This is a genomic window from Hyphomicrobium methylovorum, assembly GCF_013626205.1.
Classification (GTDB): domain Bacteria; phylum Pseudomonadota; class Alphaproteobacteria; order Rhizobiales; family Hyphomicrobiaceae; genus Hyphomicrobium_B; species Hyphomicrobium_B methylovorum.
On the sequence record NZ_QHJE01000001.1, the window covers coordinates 1700654 to 1718379 of the forward strand.

The 17726-nt window shown below is 58.3% G+C and carries 19 protein-coding genes; 17 read left to right on the plus strand and 2 right to left on the minus strand.

Annotated features, from left to right (window positions below; translation table 11 throughout):
• The first annotated feature begins 303 nt into the window (after nt 1–303).
• From gluQRS to DLM45_RS08400, 12 genes are all read left to right on the plus strand, one after another.
• Entirely contained in the window at nt 304–1170 is an 867-nt protein-coding gene (gluQRS, locus tag DLM45_RS08345) for a tRNA glutamyl-Q(34) synthetase GluQRS (RefSeq protein WP_181336692.1), read from the plus strand.
• A 361-nt stretch (nt 1171–1531) separates the two neighbouring features.
• A complete protein-coding gene (locus DLM45_RS08350; RefSeq protein WP_246317237.1) occupies nt 1532–1933 on the plus strand; it encodes a hypothetical protein in 402 nt (133 codons plus the stop codon).
• Between the two features lie 171 nt (nt 1934–2104).
• Entirely contained in the window at nt 2105–3046 is a 942-nt protein-coding gene (rsmI, locus tag DLM45_RS08355; protein WP_181336693.1) for a 16S rRNA (cytidine(1402)-2'-O)-methyltransferase, read from the plus strand.
• Nucleotides 3043–3429: a YraN family protein gene (locus tag DLM45_RS08360; RefSeq protein ID WP_181336694.1), complete on the plus strand. Its 387-nt coding sequence runs from the start codon at nt 3043–3045 to the stop codon at nt 3427–3429. Before rsmI ends, DLM45_RS08360 begins: the two co-directional genes overlap by 4 nt.
• A gap of 470 nt (nt 3430–3899) precedes the next feature.
• Complete coding sequence (locus DLM45_RS08365) at nt 3900–4463, plus strand: F0F1 ATP synthase subunit delta (RefSeq protein WP_181338242.1); 564 nt, start codon at nt 3900–3902, stop codon at nt 4461–4463.
• Nucleotides 4464–4575: 112 nt separating this feature from the next.
• Nucleotides 4576–6105 carry a F0F1 ATP synthase subunit alpha gene (gene atpA, locus DLM45_RS08370; protein ID WP_181336695.1) on the plus strand — a complete coding sequence of 510 codons (1530 nt, stop codon included), beginning with the start codon at nt 4576–4578 and terminating at the stop codon, nt 6103–6105.
• 25 nt (nt 6106–6130) lie between these two features.
• Complete coding sequence (locus DLM45_RS08375; RefSeq protein WP_181336696.1) at nt 6131–7012, plus strand: F0F1 ATP synthase subunit gamma; 882 nt, start codon at nt 6131–6133, stop codon at nt 7010–7012.
• 14 nt (nt 7013–7026) lie between these two features.
• Complete coding sequence (locus tag DLM45_RS08380; protein WP_181336697.1) at nt 7027–7431, plus strand: organic hydroperoxide resistance protein; 405 nt, start codon at nt 7027–7029, stop codon at nt 7429–7431.
• Nucleotides 7432–7451: 20 nt separating this feature from the next.
• Nucleotides 7452–8885, plus strand: a complete 1434-nt coding sequence (gene atpD, locus DLM45_RS08385; protein WP_181336698.1) for a F0F1 ATP synthase subunit beta — start codon at nt 7452–7454, stop codon at nt 8883–8885.
• Between the two features lie 63 nt (nt 8886–8948).
• The gene (locus tag DLM45_RS08390) at nt 8949–9218 is read left to right on the plus strand and encodes a hypothetical protein (RefSeq protein ID WP_181336699.1); all 270 of its coding nucleotides are present in this window, start codon (nt 8949–8951) and stop codon (nt 9216–9218) included.
• A 49-nt stretch (nt 9219–9267) separates the two neighbouring features.
• Nucleotides 9268–9666: a F0F1 ATP synthase subunit epsilon gene (locus DLM45_RS08395; RefSeq protein ID WP_181336700.1), complete on the plus strand. Its 399-nt coding sequence runs from the start codon at nt 9268–9270 to the stop codon at nt 9664–9666.
• Nucleotides 9667–9888: 222 nt separating this feature from the next.
• Complete coding sequence (locus DLM45_RS08400; protein ID WP_181336701.1) at nt 9889–10383, plus strand: DUF2165 family protein; 495 nt, start codon at nt 9889–9891, stop codon at nt 10381–10383.
• A gap of 51 nt (nt 10384–10434) precedes the next feature.
• On the opposite strand, the gene DLM45_RS08405 is transcribed toward DLM45_RS08400, so the two are convergent.
• Nucleotides 10435–10914, minus strand: a complete 480-nt coding sequence (locus tag DLM45_RS08405; protein ID WP_181336702.1) for an SRPBCC family protein — start codon at nt 10912–10914, stop codon at nt 10435–10437.
• A 367-nt stretch (nt 10915–11281) separates the two neighbouring features.
• On the opposite strand from DLM45_RS08405, the gene DLM45_RS08410 reads away from it, so the two are divergent.
• From DLM45_RS08410 to DLM45_RS08430, 5 genes are all read left to right on the plus strand, one after another.
• Nucleotides 11282–11581: a hypothetical protein gene (locus DLM45_RS08410; RefSeq protein ID WP_181336703.1), complete on the plus strand. Its 300-nt coding sequence runs from the start codon at nt 11282–11284 to the stop codon at nt 11579–11581.
• A gap of 128 nt (nt 11582–11709) precedes the next feature.
• Nucleotides 11710–12279, plus strand: coding sequence for an HdeD family acid-resistance protein (locus DLM45_RS08415; protein WP_181336704.1), 570 nt, complete (start codon nt 11710–11712; stop codon nt 12277–12279).
• 68 nt (nt 12280–12347) lie between these two features.
• The gene (locus DLM45_RS08420; protein ID WP_425485203.1) at nt 12348–13397 is read left to right on the plus strand and encodes a patatin-like phospholipase family protein; all 1050 of its coding nucleotides are present in this window, start codon (nt 12348–12350) and stop codon (nt 13395–13397) included.
• Between the two features lie 4 nt (nt 13398–13401).
• Nucleotides 13402–14853: a GntP family permease gene (locus tag DLM45_RS08425; RefSeq protein WP_181336705.1), complete on the plus strand. Its 1452-nt coding sequence runs from the start codon at nt 13402–13404 to the stop codon at nt 14851–14853.
• 37 nt (nt 14854–14890) lie between these two features.
• Entirely contained in the window at nt 14891–16633 is a 1743-nt protein-coding gene (locus DLM45_RS08430; RefSeq protein WP_181336706.1) for a metallophosphoesterase family protein, read from the plus strand.
• 28 nt (nt 16634–16661) lie between these two features.
• Here DLM45_RS08430 and DLM45_RS08435 read toward each other — a convergent pair whose 3' ends face one another.
• Nucleotides 16662–17717, minus strand: a complete 1056-nt coding sequence (locus DLM45_RS08435; protein ID WP_246317238.1) for an AI-2E family transporter — start codon at nt 17715–17717, stop codon at nt 16662–16664.
• Nucleotides 17718–17726 lie beyond the last annotated feature (9 nt).

Here is a 17726-nt window from a genome sequence, read left to right on the forward strand (position 1 = left end):
CAATCACGCGCCAAAGCAGTGATGGCAGTGTTGAATTGGCGATTGCTTGTGAAGGTCGCGTGTCGCGGTTGAGGCACAGACAGTTACTCCTGCACGACACTTTAAAGCGCTGGGCGGCGTGGGTAAATTGCGGAATGAATATGCGCCATCTGCGTTGCGTGTTTTGGTAGCGGCTCAAAAAGGACGTGGGCCGTATCGTCCGTTGCCGCATTCTCTCCAAACGATGGGCGCACCGAGGCTCGCGTTATCACAGCGATTGGACGGGCAGTTCAAACCGACCACCGGCGGGACGGATATCAGCGAATGACAGTGATCACACGCTTTGCGCCATCACCGAACGGATATTTGCATGTCGGGCACGCGCTCTCGGCGTTGATCGCGCATGACACGGCGCGTGCGGCGGACGGACGGTTTCTTCTTCGCATTGAAGACATCGACCTCGATCGCAGACGCCCGGAATACATTGCAGCGATATTTGAAGATCTGAATTGGCTCGGCTTGACGTGGGAAGAGCCCGTTCTGCATCAGTCGGAACATTTCAAAGAGTACCTTGCGGCGGCCGACAAACTCATCGCGTTGGGCTTGCTCTATCCATGCTTTTCCACGCGCGCTGAAATTCTCGCGGCTGCTGACGCCGACGTGGTCGATCCGGATGGCGCACCTGTCTATCCGGGCCTTTGGCGCGGCGCATCGGCAGAGAGTGTCGGCGCACGGATGGCGGCTGGAGATGCCCCGGCGCTGAGGTTGAATATGGCTGCCGCGATGCAGGCGCTGAAAGCAAAACGGGGCGATGAGCCGTTGACGTTTGTCGAGGTGGCTGCGGACGGATCGCAGCGGACGGTTGCTGCTGAGCCGCAGCACTGGGGTGACGCCATTATCGTGCGCAAGGACGTTCCGGCGAGCTATCATTTGTCCGTCGTCGTTGATGATGCGCGGCAAGGCGTGACGCACGTGACACGCGGCGAAGATCTCTTCCGGGCGACGGATCTGCAGCGGCTTTTGCAAGAGCTTCTGGGTTTCCCTGTTCCGATCTATACCCACCACCGCGTGATCTGCTGGGCGGATGGGCGGAAGCTTTCGAAGTCCAATCGCGATATGGGGTTGCGCGCGCTACGTGACGAGGGCGCGACGGCGGCGGATATTCGCCGCGTTATCGGAATGTCGGCCTGATTGATTCGGCGATTTTCGCGCGAAACTTATTAAAACCGGACTCCGCCGATTCATTTTTTGGCGTTTTGGATTCAGTTAGCCGCTGCAACTCGACGCTCGTTCCGTGAATTGGATGCGAACGAGAATCCGGTATTTATCCGGATGAGTGTATTCGCGCAGCAGGCGGCATATGATTGAATTTTCTTGATATTTTCTCGCCTATTCGCGTCGATGATTATCTCTGCATATTGCCGCAATTGGCTTCAGCTTTGGATGGCTCAATTAAAATAATTAAATCTCCTTGTATTCCTCTACTTGTGTATTTCCGCAAATCACCGCAGCTTTAACTGACTACTAATTTTTCTCCTTGATTCTGCGGACCATGCTTTATTCGGCGACGAAAATACTTGTCGACATGCCGAAGGCGCTTTCGGGCGTTCTGGCTACGGCTGTTGCCGGCAATTGGTTCCGGAATAAGCGGGTCGTAGACGCTCGCGAAACTCCATTTGTCGAGCCGCGCCGTCTTTCGCTTTCGGAACAATGGGACCGGCTGGCGACGATCGTTCGAGGCGCCGTTACTCGTGCTGAAGACGCTGGGCGGGCTCATGCATCCGCAGCGCTGCAGATTGATCTGGCGCAATACGCTCTTATCTCGCTGGTCGATGAATTGGCTGCCGTCATGGACGTTGGTGATCGCCGGCGGCGAAGCAATGTCCATGTTTTGGAATTGCAGCCGACGCCTCCGATGACGCCGCGGCCATTCGGCGACGCCATCGCCGCTTAAAACTTGCGCGCGGCACTTGGCTCAGCGGCTCGCCCTACATGCGAGACTGGCGGCCGGGCTGGATTGACGATAAGCAATAACCAACGGCGCTGCGGTGCTTTTCGAGGCGGCAGGTGCCCTGCGTTTCCGAGCCCCAAGCGTTGGTTTGATGTGCCTGCGAAGGCAAAGGGCATGTTCGTGGCAAAAGATCTTGAAACACCGTCCGCAACCGAACCGGCTGCATCTGTGCGCCGGACTGAGGCGTGCGCTGCAGGCGTTCTCGCGGACCTCATCGAGACACCGTTGGCGCCCGGGCTCTATCTCGTCGCGACGCCGATCGGCAATCTCGCGGATATTACGCTGCGGGCTATTTCCATTCTTTCGCGTGCAGACGCCGTCTATTGTGAAGACACGCGGCATTCTGCGAAGCTTCTGCAGCACTACGCGATCGCGGCTCGAACGCGGCCGCTGCACGAACACAACGAGGATCGCGAGATCGAGCGCGTGTTAGGAGAGGTTGAGGCGGGGAAGCGTATTGCCGTGATTTCCGACGCGGGAACACCTCTGCTTTCCGATCCGGGCTTTCGGCTTGTTCGGGCGGCGGCGTCTCGCGGCATCGATATATTCTCGATCCCTGGGCCGTCCGCCGCGTTGGCAGCGTTGACGAGCAGTGGCGTTCCGACGGACTCATTCTTCTTCGCGGGATTTCTGCCAGCAAAAGAAGGTGCGCGCCGAACGCGCCTCGCGGAATTGGCGCGGATACCGGGAAGTCTGGTCTTGTTCGAGGCTCCGCATCGGCTGGGCGAAGCGCTTCAAGATATGGCGGACGTTCTCGGGAATCGTCCGGCGGTGATCGCGCGCGAACTGACCAAGCTGCACGAAACTCTTTCTCGGGGGCCGCTGCTCACGCTTGCGGACGCGTTCACGCGCGAGCCGGTGAAGGGCGAGGTCGTTATTGTGATCGGCGCGGGTGAGCCGAAGACGGTCACCGATGATGAAGTTGAGGCCCGGTTTCGCGAATTGCTAAGTGATATGTCTCTTAAAGATGCTGCGAAAGCGGTGGCCGGTGAGTTGGATATTCCCAAGGCGCGGGCTTATGCGCTCGGCCTCAAGGCGAAGGACCAGCTGTCTTGAGTTCGAATGTCAACGACAACGAGCTTCGCCCGCAGCTTGAGCGCCGCCGACGGTACCGGCGCGGGCATTCAGCCGAACGGATCGTTGCAGCGGTTTATATGCTGCTTGGCCACCGGATTCTTGGGCGGCGCTTCAAAACCCCGGTGGGAGAAATCGATCTTATTGCGATCCGGGGCAAGCGCATTGCGTTCGTGGAAGTGAAACGGCGTCCGACCCAGGAAGATGCCGAAGACGCTATTACATTGACGATGCGCCGCCGTGTCCGCCGCGCGGCCGACCTGTGGCTGGCACACAATCCGAAGTATCAGAATTGTGACGTCGGGTTCGATCTGGTTTTCGTCGTGCCCTGGCGCTTTCCGATCGTCATGCGAGATGCGCTCTGACGGGCCAAATAAGGCGGTCCGGAAAAAGAAAGGCCCGCCGAAGCGAGCCTGGAGTTCAGAGAGGCGAGTGCAAAGACGACTAGCAAACCCGACCGGCATCGCCGGTTTCGGGATCCCTTCTAAGGACTTTCAGCTGAACGGTCTTTGAACGGTCGGGCAGGGCTCTGTTCATATTCGGATGCGGCTTTCGTAGGGTATTCGGGACGAGACCCTCGTGTCGGCGGGGACAATGCGCCGAACTATCGGTCAAGTGGGTCTGAGATATGAGGTTATGCGGCAACGCGCCCCTAAGGATGGGCGTTGAAGGCTGCCAGAGTGCATGTTAAGGGAACCGCGGCTTTCGGGGGCGGTTGGTGGCACAGCTGCACGCGCTCTCTCTTCGTCGGAAGCCTTCCCTTGAAGCGGGCGCGATTTCGGGCAGATTCTATGCCCAGCCCCCTATGCGCCCTGAGGGCGTGACGGTGAGCGACGTGGCGACGAACAATACGAGCGTGGACGGGGTTGCGGGGCGGTACGCTTCCGCGCTGTTCGATCTTGCGAAAGAAAGCTCCAAACTTACCGAGGTCGAAGGCGATCTCGTGAAGATTCAGGACCTTCTGAAAGAAAGCCCGGATCTGGTCCGGCTGGTTCGTAGCCCGGTTATCTCGAGCAGCGATCAGAGCCGCGCTCTTAGTGCTGTTCTGGAAAAGGGTGGCATCAGCGGGCTTGCTTCGAACTTCCTGCTGCTTCTGGCGCGGAACCGTCGCCTCTTCGCAGTAGAAGACATCATCAAGGTTTATCGCTCGCTTGCAGCGAAGGCGCGCGGCGAAGTCTCAGCCGAGGTTTCGAGCGCGGTTGCGCTGAGCGAAGCGCAGCTTGCCGAGCTTAAAGAAGCCCTGCGGGCATCGGTCGGCAAGGATGTGACGCTCGATACGCGCGTCGACCCGAGCCTGCTCGGCGGACTCGTCGTCAAGCTTGGCAGCCGCATGATCGATTCGTCGCTTAAAACCAAACTTCAGAATATGAAGGCGGCGCTCAACGAAACCAGCGCCTGACTGCAGATTTTCGCGCCGCGCGGATCATATCCGGGCGGCGTTTGTCGCTAGAATTGAATAGGGCCGCTTGCGGCTTCATAACCGAAAACGACCAGGGAAGAGGTCTTCGTCAATGGAAATCCGGGCCGCAGAAATTTCTTCGATCCTCAAGGATCAGATCAAGAACTTCGGCAAGGAGGCTGAGGTCTCCGAAATCGGTCAGGTGCTGTCCGTTGGTGACGGTATCGCCCGCGTCTATGGTCTCGACAATGTCCAGGCCGGTGAAATGGTTGAGTTCCCCGGCGGCATTCGCGGCATGGCGCTGAACCTTGAAGCCGACAACGTCGGCGTCGTGGTCTTCGGCGACGACCGTACGATTAAGGAAGGCGATACGGTCAAGCGGACCGGCGCCATCGTGGAAGTTCCGGTCGGTAAGGGTCTTCTGGGTCGCGTCGTGGACGGCCTCGGCAACCCGATCGACGGCAAGGGTCCGATCAAGTCGGACAAGAAAATGCGCGTCGACGTCAAGGCGCCCGGCATTCTTCCGCGTAAATCAGTGCATGAGCCGATGGCAACGGGCCTCAAGGCAATCGACTCTCTTATTCCGATCGGTCGTGGCCAGCGCGAGCTTGTGATTGGCGACCGCCAGACGGGCAAGACCGCTGTCGTTCTCGACACCTTCCTCAATCAGAAGGCGCTGAACGCAGGCACTGACGAGGGCGCGAAGCTCTATTGCGTTTACGTTGCCGTTGGTCAGAAGCGTTCGACCGTTGCGCAGTTCGTCAAGGTTCTCGAAGAGCGCGGCGCGCTTGAGTATTCGATCGTCGTCGCTGCAACCGCTTCGGATCCGGCACCGATGCAGTACCTCGCGCCGTTCACCGGTTGCACGATGGGCGAGTATTTCCGCGACAACGGCATGCACGCCGTGATTGCGTATGACGATCTTTCGAAGCAGGCCGTTGCTTATCGTCAGATGTCGCTGCTTCTTCGCCGCCCGCCGGGCCGTGAAGCTTACCCGGGCGACGTTTTCTATCTCCACTCTCGCTTGCTCGAACGCGCTGCGAAGCTCGGCGACAAGGCCGGCAACGGTTCGCTGACGGCGCTGCCGGTTATCGAAACGCAGGCAAACGACGTTTCGGCCTACATTCCGACGAACGTGATTTCGATCACCGACGGACAGATCTTCCTTGAATCGGATCTCTTCTATCAGGGTATCCGTCCGGCCGTGAACGTCGGTCTTTCGGTGTCGCGCGTTGGTTCGTCGGCACAGACGAAGGCGATGAAGCAGGTTGCGGGCAAGATCAAAGGCGAGCTGGCGCAGTACCGCGAAATGGCGGCCTTCGCACAGTTCGGTTCCGATCTCGACGCCGCAACGCAGAAGTTGCTGGCTCGTGGCGCTCGTCTGACGGAGCTTCTCAAGCAGCCGCAGTTCTCGCCGCTGAAGATGGAAGAGCAGGTTGCTGTTATCTTCGCCGGTACGCGCGGTTACCTCGACGGTATTCCGGTTTCGGCAGTCGGTAAGTTCGAAGAAGGCCTGCTCGCAGGTCTTCGTCAGGAAAAGTCGATCTTTGAATCGGTTGCGAAAGAGAAGGCGCTTTCTGCTGATACCGAGAAGAAGCTCGTCGACTTCCTCGACAAGTTTGCCAAGGGTTTCTCGGCCTGATCGGACCTCTTAAGGAGAGCGCCCGATGGCGAGCTTAAAAGAAATGCGAAACCGCATCGCCTCCGTTAAGGCGACGCGGAAAATTACCAAGGCGATGCAGATGGTGGCTGCGGCCAAGCTGCGCCGCGCACAGGAAGCTGCGCAAGCCGCGCGGCCCTATGCGGAGCGCATGGCCACCGTGCTCGGCAGCTTGGCTTCGAAGGTTGCGGACAAGAACGGCGCTTCGCCGCTTCTCGTCGGTACCGGCAAGGACCAGGTTCATCTTCTGATCGTAATGACCGCAGAGCGCGGTCTTTGCGGCGGCTTCAATTCGAATATTGCGAAGCTTGCGCGCGCGGATGCGCAGCGTCTTCTTGCTGCTGGTAAAACGGTCAAGATTTTGACCGTCGGCCGTAAGGGCGCGGACAACCTGCGCCGCGATCTCGGCAAGAATATTGTCGAGCGCAAGGATTTCCAGGGCGTTCGTCAGCTTAACTTCTCTCATGCCGAGGGTGTTGCGCAGCGCGTGCTCGGGATGTTCGAAGCGGGCGAATTCGACGTTGCCACGCTCTACTTCTCGGAATTCAAGTCCGTCATTTCGCAGAAGCCGACGGCACTGCAACTCATTCCGGCATCGGTTTCGGAATCGACGGAGCCCGCGAAGGGCGCCGCCGCGATCCACGAATACGAGCCGGGCGAGGAAGAGGTTCTTGGCTTCCTGCTGTCGCGCAATATCTCAACGCAGATCTTCCGTGGTTTGCTTGAGAACTCGGCGTCCTTCTATGGCTCTCAGATGAGCGCCATGGACAGCGCCACGCGCAACGCCGGTGACATGATCAACAAGCTGACGATCAAGTACAACCGTCAGCGTCAGGCGAATATCACCAAGGAACTTATCGAGATCATCTCTGGCGCTGAAGCGCTCTGATCTGGAGAGAACCGATGGCATATCAGACGCGAGCAACGACCAAAGGTGGACGGGACGGGCGCGCCGTACTCGATGACGGCAAGCTGGCGCTCGCAATGGCGCTGCCGAAAGAGCTTGGCGGTTCGGGTGAGGGACACAATCCTGAACAGCTCTTTGCTCTCGGCTGGTCATCCTGCTTCGGCCAAGCCGTTCTTCTGCTTGCCAAGAAACATGGGTTAGATGGACAGGCTGCGAAAGTGACGTGCGCCGTCGAACTCGACAAAGACGCTACGAGCTTCGCGCTCAAGGCTGAACTTTCACTTTCGATTCCCGGTGCCGACAAGGCAAAGGTGCAGGCTCTTCTCGAGGACGCGCACCAGATCTGCCCCTATTCCAAGGCGACGCGGAACAACATCAACGTGACGCTGACCGTCGTCTGAGCGATTCTCTGGAGATAAAAATGGCTAAGAATGTTGGCAAAATTCACCAGGTGACGGGTGCCGTCGTCGACGTGCATTTCGATGGTCAGTTGCCGGAGATTTTGAACGCGCTTGAAACGCAGAACCATGGCACGCGCCTGGTTCTCGAAGTCGCGCAGCACCTCGGTGAGAACACCGTGCGCACCATCGCGATGGACTCGACGGAAGGTCTGGTTCGCGGTCAAGAAGTGGTTGATACCGGCGCACCGATCTCGGTTCCGGTTGGCGACGAAACGCTAGGCCGCATCATGAACGTCATCGGCGAGCCTGTTGACGAAGCTGGTCCGATCAAGACGAGCTCTCTTCGCGCAATCCATCAGCCTTCGCCGACGTTCTCTGAACAGGCGACTGAAGCGCAGATTCTGGTTACGGGCATCAAGGTTGTCGATCTTCTCGCGCCTTACGCGAAGGGCGGTAAGATCGGCCTGTTCGGCGGTGCCGGCGTTGGCAAGACCGTTTTGATCATGGAACTGATCAACAACGTTGCAAAGGCTCACGGTGGTTATTCGGTGTTCGCTGGCGTCGGCGAGCGCACGCGTGAGGGCAACGATCTCTATTATGAAATGATCGAATCGAACGTCAACAAAGACCCCAAGAAGAACAACGGTTCGGCTCAGGGCTCCAAGTGCGCGCTCGTTTACGGTCAGATGAACGAACCGCCGGGCGCACGTGCTCGCGTTGCTCTCTCCGGTCTGACGGTTGCAGAGCACTTCCGCGACCAGGGCCAGGACGTTCTCTTCTTCGTCGATAACATCTTCCGCTTCACGCAGGCGGGTTCGGAAGTGTCCGCGCTTCTTGGCCGTATTCCTTCGGCGGTTGGATATCAGCCGACGCTTGCGACGGACATGGGCGCGCTGCAGGAACGCATTACCACGACGCAGAAGGGCTCGATCACCTCGGTTCAGGCCATTTACGTTCCGGCCGACGACTTGACCGACCCTGCGCCTGCCGCATCGTTCGCTCACCTTGACGCGACGACGGTTCTTTCACGTTCGATTGCTGAAAAGGGCATCTACCCGGCCGTCGACCCGCTCGACTCAACGTCGCGCATGCTCGACCCACGCGTCGTCGGCGAGGAGCACTATCAGGTTGCGCGTAAGGTCCAGGCCATTCTGCAGAAGTACAAGTCGCTGCAGGACATCATCGCAATTCTCGGCATGGACGAGCTTTCCGAAGAGGATAAGCTGACCGTTGCACGCGCTCGTAAGATCGAGCGTTTCATGTCGCAGCCGTTCCACGTCGCTGAAGTCTTCACCGGTTCGCCGGGCAAGCTCGTTTCGCTTCCCGATACGATCAAGGCCTTCAAGGGGCTTACGGAAGGCGAATTCGACCATCTTCCGGAACCCGCTTTCTATATGGTGGGTACTATCGAAGAGGCGATCGCCAAGGCCGAGAAGCTGGCGGAAGCCGCCTAATCGGTTGGCGAAGTGCCGGGGCTATGTTCCGGCAACGTCGCGCGCATCAGGAGACTTTAAGTTATGGCGGAAGCCGCGACGACATTCGGAAGTTGCTGTGAGGAGCTGAAGGAAGCTCTTGAAGGCGGCGACTTCGAGCCGTTGGTTACGGTTGGGCCCGATGGCGTCATCTACATGACCGTCGGGCTCGTCGACCTTGACGAAGAAGAGCCGGGCCTTGTCGATCACCCGCTTTTCTTCTGCCCGTTCTGTGGCACCAAGCTGCAGACGCCGGAAGAGGTGAGAGCTAAAGCCGGCGCCGAGGGCGATGGCGAAGAGACCCGGGACGCTTGAAGCGTTCGTCCCGTTTGAAGAAACACGTCGCAGGATAAGCGGATAGACCATGGCAGGCACATTCAAGTTCGAACTCGTTTCCCCGGAGCGGGTGCTGCTGTCGATTGACGCCGATCAGGTGGTGGTTCCTGGCGCTGACGGTGATTTCGCCGTTCTCGCAGGACATGCACCGGTTATCGCGACGCTCAGGCCGGGCGTGCTTGATGTGACGGCGGGCGGTTCCAAGCGCCGTCTGTTTGTGAAGTCTGGCTTTGCCGAGGTTGATCCGTCGCGCCTGACGGTTCTCGCGGAATCCGCTTACGACGTGGACGAGCTTTCGGCTGCGACGATCGCGGAAGAGCTGAGGTCGGCTGAGGCCGAACTTGCAGCCGCGAAGGACGACAATGCGAAGCGGATGGCGGATACGCTCGTTAGCGAGTTGAAGCGTCTGTCGCCTCGGGCCGCTTAATCGGCCGTTTTAATAACGCACCGGTTTCTTGATTAAGCGGCAATCGCTATTGCCGCTTCACCTTCTTATTCAGTATTTGCCAGTTCTCTGTAGGAAGCCGGGATGCTTGCGCCCGGCTATTCGTGTCGCGCGAGATGCGGCCTGCGTCGAGCGCGCGGGCGTTCAGACATCATCAGCGTGCTGTGATAGTCTTTTGAGGCCGCCTTTTCCTGGAGCCGCCTCATGCTGATCACGCGCCTCGCCAAGATCGTGATGTGTTTATCGCTCGGTCTGTTCTGCCTGCTTGTGGCTTTCGACAACGTGACGAACTACGGGACGAACTACCAATTCGTTCAGCACGTGCTGAGCATGGACACGACGTTTCCCGATAGTGGCATCAAATATCGCGCGATCACGAACCCGGTCATTTGGCAGCTTGCCTACGCTTCGATCATTGCCGCTGAAGCCATTACCGGCGTTTTGTTCGTTATTGGCGCGGGGAAGCTGTGGCGGCATCGCTTGGCCTCCGCTGAGGTGTTCAACCGCGCAAAAGGCTACGCCATCGCAGCGGGAACGCTGGCCTTTCTGATTTGGTTCTTCGGCTTCACTGTCGTCGGTGGAGAGTGGTTCGGCATGTGGGAGTCGAAGACGTGGAACGGGCAGGAGGCCGCGTTCCGCTTTTACATGTCTGTTCTTGCTGTTCTCATTCTTCTCAATCAGCCCGACTGCGATCACTAGCGGGCCGCGTCGTGCGCGGCCTGCAGTCAGTGCGATTGTAAATTAAGAAAGCTATTCGGCGATATCTGGCTCGACGAGTTGCGCGAGCTGGGCGAGAGATTGCTGCCAGCCGAGGTAACACGCTTCGAGTGGAATAACGGTTGGAATACCTGCTTGCTCAATGTTGATTTCGGTGCCGACCGAAACTTCCTTGAGAATTACCGTAACTTCCATTTCGCCGGGAAGATTCGCATCGTCGAATTTGTCGTTGTAGCGAATGCGCTTTGAGGGAACGAGTTCAAGATACTCGCCTCCGAACGAATGCTCCTTTTCCGTTGTGAAGTTTTTGAACGACATTTTGAATTTGCCGCCGACCTTTGCGTCGAAATGGTGGACCTTGCAAGTGAAGCCGGCGGGCGGCAGCCACTTCGCCATTGCCTCGGCATCGAGGAACGCGCGGTAAATTTTCTCCGGTTTGGCCGCGAAAACGCGGTGCAGTTTGACGGTGTTTTTGGACGTTGCAGCCGAATTCTGAGGCTTCATTTCGGACATGACATGCTCCTTTTTGCATCGTTCAGATCAGCGGCTGTCGTACGTTGTGTCCGCCTTCTGCTATCAAGACGTTCGGGCAGCGCTCTATCCGACAAGCGGGGCAAAAGAAATTTCCGGCCCTTGATCTCAAGGCGATATCAATCGCCAGCGTTCTTATAGAACGCGATGAAATCCGCCCTTTTGCGGCGAGATATTAATATTCCGGCGCCATTGGCAGATCGCTCAAAGGGCGTGCGGTTAGCGATAGTTTCATGTTGGCGCAATACTTATGCGTCTACGCATTATACTCGCGTGCATTTTCGACTATAGTCTTAAGAGACGGGTGGGTACTTGGCGGCGCACAGCCGATAACCAAGGAGCACGTGCTATGAGATATCTGATCGCTATTGCATCCACCGCTCTTCTACTTGCATTCGCAGCGTCACCGTCAATCGCCGATGATCAATCGGCGGGCGAGAGAGCTCGTCACCGAATGGGTGATGAAGGAAAGCTACCGGCAAGCGGTGCTACCAATAGTCGTGTTCCCGATATGGGCGCGGTGACCGGCACTGGTTCCGGCACCGAAGGTTCGTCTCTTCGCATGGGCGATGACGGCAAGTTGCCCGCGACCGATTCCATGAGCGGCGAAGTTCCCAAAATGCAGAAGCCGCAACAGTCAGGAGACTGAGTGCAATCCGGCGAGACACTCGCCGTTTTCTCGATATCGCAATCGCTTCCCACTCCATTTCGCGAAGGGGAGCGATTGCGTGTCGCTAAGCGTGTTTGCCTCATTACTCTTTGGAATTGGAGATTTTCATGACGAACAGAACAATCTCTGAGACGCCTTCTCAGGCTGCAGATCCCAGTTGGTGGGGGGCGCTTCTTCTGGGGGTCGTTTTTATTTTTGCGGGCTTCGTGGTGCTTGGTGATGTCGTGGCAAGCACGGTCATCAGCGCGTTTCTAATTGGCATCTTGATGCTGGTGGCTGGCATTTCGGAAGTGTTTCAAGCCTTCTCGGCTCAGCACTGGCGCGGGTTCATGCTCAGACTGCTCGTCGGAATTATGTACGCCGTGTGCGGTGTAATCCTTATAACAGATCCTGCGCGTGGCTCAGTTGCGCTCACGTTCGTATTTGCCTTGGCGCTTATTGCGTCCGGTATCGTCCGTATCGCTCAGTCATTTCAGTATTGGCGTTGGTTCGGCGGGCTGCTGCTTTTCTCCGGTATTGTTGGGGTTTTTGCGGGCTTGGTCATTCTCGCGAAATGGCCTGTCAGCGGACTGTGGGTGCTTGGTGCCGTTGTTGGTGTCGATCTGGTGCTCCACGGTATTTGGTGGCTTTCGCTCGTTGGCCGATTGCGCCGGGAGCGACAGGTCGTACCCGCCTAAGATAATCTTTGCAGGTTGGGGCGCGGCCCATTCGCGGCGCTGCGTCCCGGTGTTCAACGTGAGTGATGATGGCTGGAAAGTCTGCGGCTCGAAAGAAGCCGGTGCGAGAGACTCGTTTCGTTGATTTGGCATTACAGGGGGGCGGCTCACACGGCGCTTTCACTTGGGGTGTGCTTGATCGCCTTCTCGAGGAGCCGTGGCTCACCATCGACGGCGTATCCGGTACGTCGGCGGGGGCGATGAACGCTGCTGTTCTGGTTTCCGGTTATGCAAAGGGCGGAGCGGAAGGTGCGCGAGCCGCCTTGGATACGTACTGGAGCAATGTCGCGCGGGCGGCACGCTTTAGTCCGTTTCAGCGGACGCCTCTCGATGTGATGCTTGGGCGGTGGACGCTCGATACGTCGCCGGTGTTTGTCGCGATGGATTTCATGTCGCGCGTTTTCTCGCCTTACGATTTGAATCCCGGCGGTGCAAATCCTCTCAATGACATTCTTGCCGAATGCATCGACTTTGATCGGCTCCGAGATGCGCCGATCAAACTGTTCGTGACGGCAACAAACGTGCACACGGGTCGCGGTCGCGTCTTCCGCAATCAAGATATTACCCCGGATGTGCTTATTGCTTCGGCGTGTTTGCCGTCTCTCTTTCAGGCGGTTGAGATTGATGGAGAAAGCTATTGGGACGGTGGCTACTCCGGCAATCCCACAATCACGCCGCTCGTCCGGGAATGTTCGTCGCAGGATACGATACTTGTTCAGATCAATCCGATTGAACGGCGCGAGATACCGCGCTCCGCGCGCGATATTCTCAATCGGCTCAACGAAGTTTCCTTCAATGCGGTCCTGCTGAAAGAACTGCGCATGATCGCGATGCTAAGACAGGTCGCGGATGCGGGGAACTGCGAAGGCGCGAAGTGGGCCGGTATGCGGATCCATCGCATCGCGGGCGATATCATGGCGTCACTCGGTTATTCGTCGAAGCTCAACGCCGAGTGGGAATTTCTGTGCATGTTGCGTGACGAGGGGCGGCGTTCAGCCGAGGCGTTTCTGCAGACTGACGGAAAGAGCATCGGAATAAACTCGACCTTCGATCTCGATATGCTGCTGGAAGGAGTTTGAGGCGATGGGGCTCGCTGGCATTCTCGTTGGCCTCGGGCTGCTTATCTGGTTCGCGTTTCGCGGATGGAGTGTCTTGCTGCTTGCGCCTGCTGCCGCGCTTATCGCAGCGGCATTTTCTCAAGAGCCGGTGCTGGCGCATTGGACGCAAACGTTCATGGGCAGCGCGTCGCATTTTCTCGCTCAATTCTTTCCAATCTTTCTGCTCGGTGCGCTTTTTGGAAAGCTGATGGAGGATAGCGGCTCCGTCACGGCCATATCCGCTTTCATGACCGAGCGGCTCGGAACGAAGCGTGCGATCCTGGCTGTTGTTCTTGCGGGCGCCATTGTGACCTACGGCGGTGTCAGCCTTTTCGTTGCGTTTTTTGTGCTGGCGCCGATGGCTCGAGCCTTGTTTCAGGATGCGGGCGTGCCCCTCAGACTGATGCCCGCTGCGATTGTGCTCGGGACGTCAACCTTCACGATGTCGGCGTTGCCTGGCACACCCGCAATTCAAAACGCGATCCCGATGCCGTTCTTCGGTACGACGCCGTTCGCGGCCCCGGGGCTTGGCATCATTGCATCCGCTGTCATGCTGGCGTTCGGATTGTGGTGGCTTGGCCGTGCCGAAGCCGTGGCCCGACGTGATGGAAACGGCTCCGGCAGCTCGCAGATTATTGCCGCAGCGGCGCCAGACGACGAACTGGTGCGTGAGCGGGCGACGGTGGCGAGAGAATTCGACCCGAAGGAAATTCGCCGTGGCCATCAGAGCGACACCTCTCCTTCGATCCTGTTGGCCGCGCTGCCGTTGATCGTGGTTGTGAGCGTAAACTTCCTTATGTCGTTTGTTGTTTTGCCAGCAATGGATGCGAGCTTTCTGGCCGAGCAGAGATGGGGCGCGACCTCGCTTGCGTCGATCGGCGGTGTGTGGTCCGTCATCGTCGCGCTGTTTGCTGCCATCGTGACGTTGATTTCGATCAACAGGCCGCGCCTGCCGGAACTTAGGAAGAGTATGGACGCGGGTGCCAACGCATCCGTTCTGCCCGCTGTCAGCGTGGCAAGTCTTGTCGGGTTTGGTGCTGTCGTTGCGGCGTTGCCCGCCTTCGAGATGGTGCGGGATTGGGTGTTGTCCATTGGCGGCGGGCCGCTCGTATCGCTGGCGGTTGCTACCAACATTCTGTCGGCGCTGACGGGCTCGGCCTCCGGTGGATTGACGATCGCGCTCGATGCACTCGGTCCCACGTATTTGAATCTGGCCGCAGAGCACGGGATTGATCCCGCGTTGATGCACCGTGTCGCCGTGATCGGGGCCGGAACACTCGACAGCCTTCCGCATAATGGCGCCGTCGTTTCGTTGCTGGCGGTTTGCGGGGCAACGCATCGGGAGAGCTATTTCGATATCGTAATGGTTGCCATTGTCGGGGCAATCATTGCCTTAGTGGCAGTGATTGGTTTGGGCACGGTGTTTGGATCATTCTGAGATCCTGAGATCGGCGGAATGCAGGGAGATGGACGGGATGCGGCCGATCGCAGATCCGCGGCGGGGCGACGTTGAGGACGATGCGTCGAGCACAAAGCGGCGGACGCTTATTTCGTTGGCTGGAAGTCTGTTGGCAGAGATCAGCTTTGCGAAGCTGCTCGCCGCTTGGATTATCCTGATCATTCTGCCTGCCGCGCTGCTTGGTGCGGCGCCGCTGCTGGCATCGATCTGGTTCAGCACAGTCTCTTCGAAGGTGGCGGCGATCTATACGGGGCTTTTAGCGCCACTCCTGGCGCTCGGTCTCATCGCGGTCGGCTGGTTCGGCGGTAGACCGCTGTGGCGGCTGATCGAGACGAACTTCTGGTCGTTGAATGCGCTTGCGGTTCAGCCAGCTTATGCGATTGCGCGCGAAGCCCTGCGCCAAGTGTCCGAGCGCTTTCTGCCGGCTGACGTCCAGCAGACGAGGCGGGATCGCGTGCGGGCGATCAGCGCCGCGGTGGCGGGTTTGCTGATTTGTGGACTGTCGCTGTGGGTTATCGCGATCGTCTGGCCGCATACGCGGTGGACCGGCACATTCGCCGATCTGGCTGCGCCGTGGGCGCTCATCAAAACAGGCATTTGCAACAGCATCGTCATTGTCGCCGGCTACCTCGCGGCAGCGGGACTTGTCTGGGGCGTGGCCGATACGGTGATGACGCAGCCGAACGATCTTCCAGCTTTTGCGCCGCGTATTGGATCTGGAAAATCGTGGCGAGTTGCGCATCTTTCCGACATTCATTTCGTGGGCGAAAGATTTGGTTTTCGGATCGAGGGTGGGCGATCCGGTCCGAGAGGAAACGAGCGCTTCAAGCAGGTGATGGCGCAACTTGATGCTGCCCATTTGCGCGATCCGCTCGACATGATCGTTATCACCGGGGACATTACCGATGCGGGCCGTTCGCCAGAATGGGCCGAATTCCTAGATGCGCTGACGCCCTTTCCGGAATTAGCAAAGCTGGTTGTGATCCTTCCGGGAAATCACGATCTCAATGTGATCGATAGAGCCAATCCCGCGCGTCTCGATTTGCCGACGAGCCCGAAGAAGCGTCTTCGGCAAATCCGCGCTCTGTCGATGATGGCGGCTGTTCGAGGAAACGACGTGCACATTGTCGACCATTCGACGGGTGCGCTTGGTCCCACGCTTGCGGCTTATCTCAACACCAAGGGTGAGGAGATCGTCGATTTCGCGGATCGGGGCACAGCTTACCTGGGCTGGAAATTGGCCGAGCTTTGGCCAAAGGCGTTTCCCATGGTCCTGCCGCCGAAAGAAGACGATGGGCTTGGGGTCATTCTTCTCGATTCAAACGCGCAAACGCATTTTTCGTTTACGAATGCGCTTGGGCTCGTGACCTGGGAGCAGACACGGGCCATCGAACAGATCTCAGCGCGCTTTCCGAAGGCAAGCTGGATCGTGGCGCAACATCATCATGTCGTCGAATATCCAAAGGCTCCCAAAGCGCTGTCCGAGCGTATTGGAACGGCACTGGTCAATGGAACGTGGTTCGTTCGCCGAATGCAGGATCTGTCGCGGCGCGTGATCATCATGCATGGGCATCGGCATATTGATTGGATTGGGCGATGCGGCGGGCTCGTCGTCGTATCCGCACCGTCGCCCGTGATGGATGTGACAGATGACAAGGACACGCATTTCTACATCCACAATCTGACGACGGACGCGGACGGAAAGCTTGTTCTGTGCGAACCCGAGCGCATCGATCTGCCGGGCCGTCTCGCGGATTAAGCGCGCACGGAGTTGGATGCGAGGCGCATCAGCCAGACTTGTCGGGATTGCCGAACAGGTCGGCAATCCATTGGCTGGAGGGATGCTGCTCGCAGAGCGTCAGGATTGCGATGACGATCGGAACGCCGATGAATGCGCCCGGAAAACCCCAGAGGAAGGTCCAGAAGAAGACCGCGAACAGAACGATGAACGGTGAGATTGACAGCGCGTTTCCAACGAACCTCGGTTCGAGATAGCTTCCGACCACGAACTGGATGACGTTGAGGCACGCGAAGACAATCACGGCCATCTGCCAGGAGTCGAATTGGGTTACGGCGAATATCGTCGGGAAGACTGTCGCGATGAACGGACCGATGAAAGGAATGAAGTTCAGAGCGAATGCAATCACGCCCCATTCGATGGCGAGCGGCAGGCCCGCGAGGCTCGCGAAGGCCCAAACCAGTACGCCTGTGATCGCGCTCATCAGAGTGCGGACAAGCATATACCGGCGAAGCTTGACTGCTGTTTCGGTGCCGCCGACGAGCAGGACGCGACCCAGGATGCCGTGACGCCACGTGCGGAGCTTTTGTTGTGCGTCATCCACTTCGAGCAAGCCGAGCAGGACGTAGATAAATACGATGATCATGAAGGTGGTCGTCGAGTTCAGTCGCGATGAAATCTGCTGAACCAAACGCAGCAACCGATTGACACTGAAATGCTCCGACCACAGCCCGGCAAGCGCGATGCCGTGACCTTCCAGCCAGACAGCCATCGACGTGTACAGCTCCTGCAGCCGCGCGGCGTCGCTGACGATGAACCGGCCGATGCGGCTTGCGGCCCAAGCGATCAACATCGCGAACGCAACGACCACGAGGATGGTCGTTATCATCGTCAACGCCAGGGCGAGGAGATTCGGGAGGCTGGTTTGAAGCCGCCGCTGAAGAGGCCACGCAATCGCAATGACAAACAGGGCGAATGCCAACGGCGCGAACACGGCTTCTGCGGTGTACAGCGCCCAGGCTGTCAGAACGATGGTGCCAATGCCGACCATCGCGACAAGAGCGCGGCTTTCGTGCGATTGTGAGGGCGTTGGCTCAGCTGTCATAAGGCGGAA

Bases quoted from the DNA above. Each gene is read 5' to 3' on its own strand.
- gluQRS (WP_181336692.1), top strand. From the start codon at position 304: ATGACAGTGATCACACGCTTTGCGCCATCACCGAACGGATATTTGCAT.
- DLM45_RS08350 (WP_246317237.1), top strand. From the start codon at position 1,532: ATGCTTTATTCGGCGACGAAAATACTTGTCGACATGCCGAAGGCGCTT.
- rsmI (WP_181336693.1), top strand. From the start codon at position 2,105: ATGTTCGTGGCAAAAGATCTTGAAACACCGTCCGCAACCGAACCGGCT.
- atpA (WP_181336695.1), top strand. From the start codon at position 4,576: ATGGAAATCCGGGCCGCAGAAATTTCTTCGATCCTCAAGGATCAGATC.
- DLM45_RS08375 (WP_181336696.1), top strand. From the start codon at position 6,131: ATGGCGAGCTTAAAAGAAATGCGAAACCGCATCGCCTCCGTTAAGGCG.
- DLM45_RS08380 (WP_181336697.1), top strand. From the start codon at position 7,027: ATGGCATATCAGACGCGAGCAACGACCAAAGGTGGACGGGACGGGCGC.
- atpD (WP_181336698.1), top strand. From the start codon at position 7,452: ATGGCTAAGAATGTTGGCAAAATTCACCAGGTGACGGGTGCCGTCGTC.
- DLM45_RS08390 (WP_181336699.1), top strand. From the start codon at position 8,949: ATGGCGGAAGCCGCGACGACATTCGGAAGTTGCTGTGAGGAGCTGAAG.
- DLM45_RS08395 (WP_181336700.1), top strand. From the start codon at position 9,268: ATGGCAGGCACATTCAAGTTCGAACTCGTTTCCCCGGAGCGGGTGCTG.
- DLM45_RS08400 (WP_181336701.1), top strand. From the start codon at position 9,889: ATGCTGATCACGCGCCTCGCCAAGATCGTGATGTGTTTATCGCTCGGT.
- DLM45_RS08405 (WP_181336702.1), bottom strand. From the start codon at position 10,914: ATGTCCGAAATGAAGCCTCAGAATTCGGCTGCAACGTCCAAAAACACC.
- DLM45_RS08410 (WP_181336703.1), top strand. From the start codon at position 11,282: ATGAGATATCTGATCGCTATTGCATCCACCGCTCTTCTACTTGCATTC.
- DLM45_RS08415 (WP_181336704.1), top strand. From the start codon at position 11,710: ATGACGAACAGAACAATCTCTGAGACGCCTTCTCAGGCTGCAGATCCC.
- DLM45_RS08420 (WP_425485203.1), top strand. From the start codon at position 12,348: ATGGCTGGAAAGTCTGCGGCTCGAAAGAAGCCGGTGCGAGAGACTCGT.
- DLM45_RS08425 (WP_181336705.1), top strand. From the start codon at position 13,402: ATGGGGCTCGCTGGCATTCTCGTTGGCCTCGGGCTGCTTATCTGGTTC.
- DLM45_RS08430 (WP_181336706.1), top strand. From the start codon at position 14,891: ATGCGGCCGATCGCAGATCCGCGGCGGGGCGACGTTGAGGACGATGCG.
- DLM45_RS08435 (WP_246317238.1), bottom strand. From the start codon at position 17,717: ATGACAGCTGAGCCAACGCCCTCACAATCGCACGAAAGCCGCGCTCTT.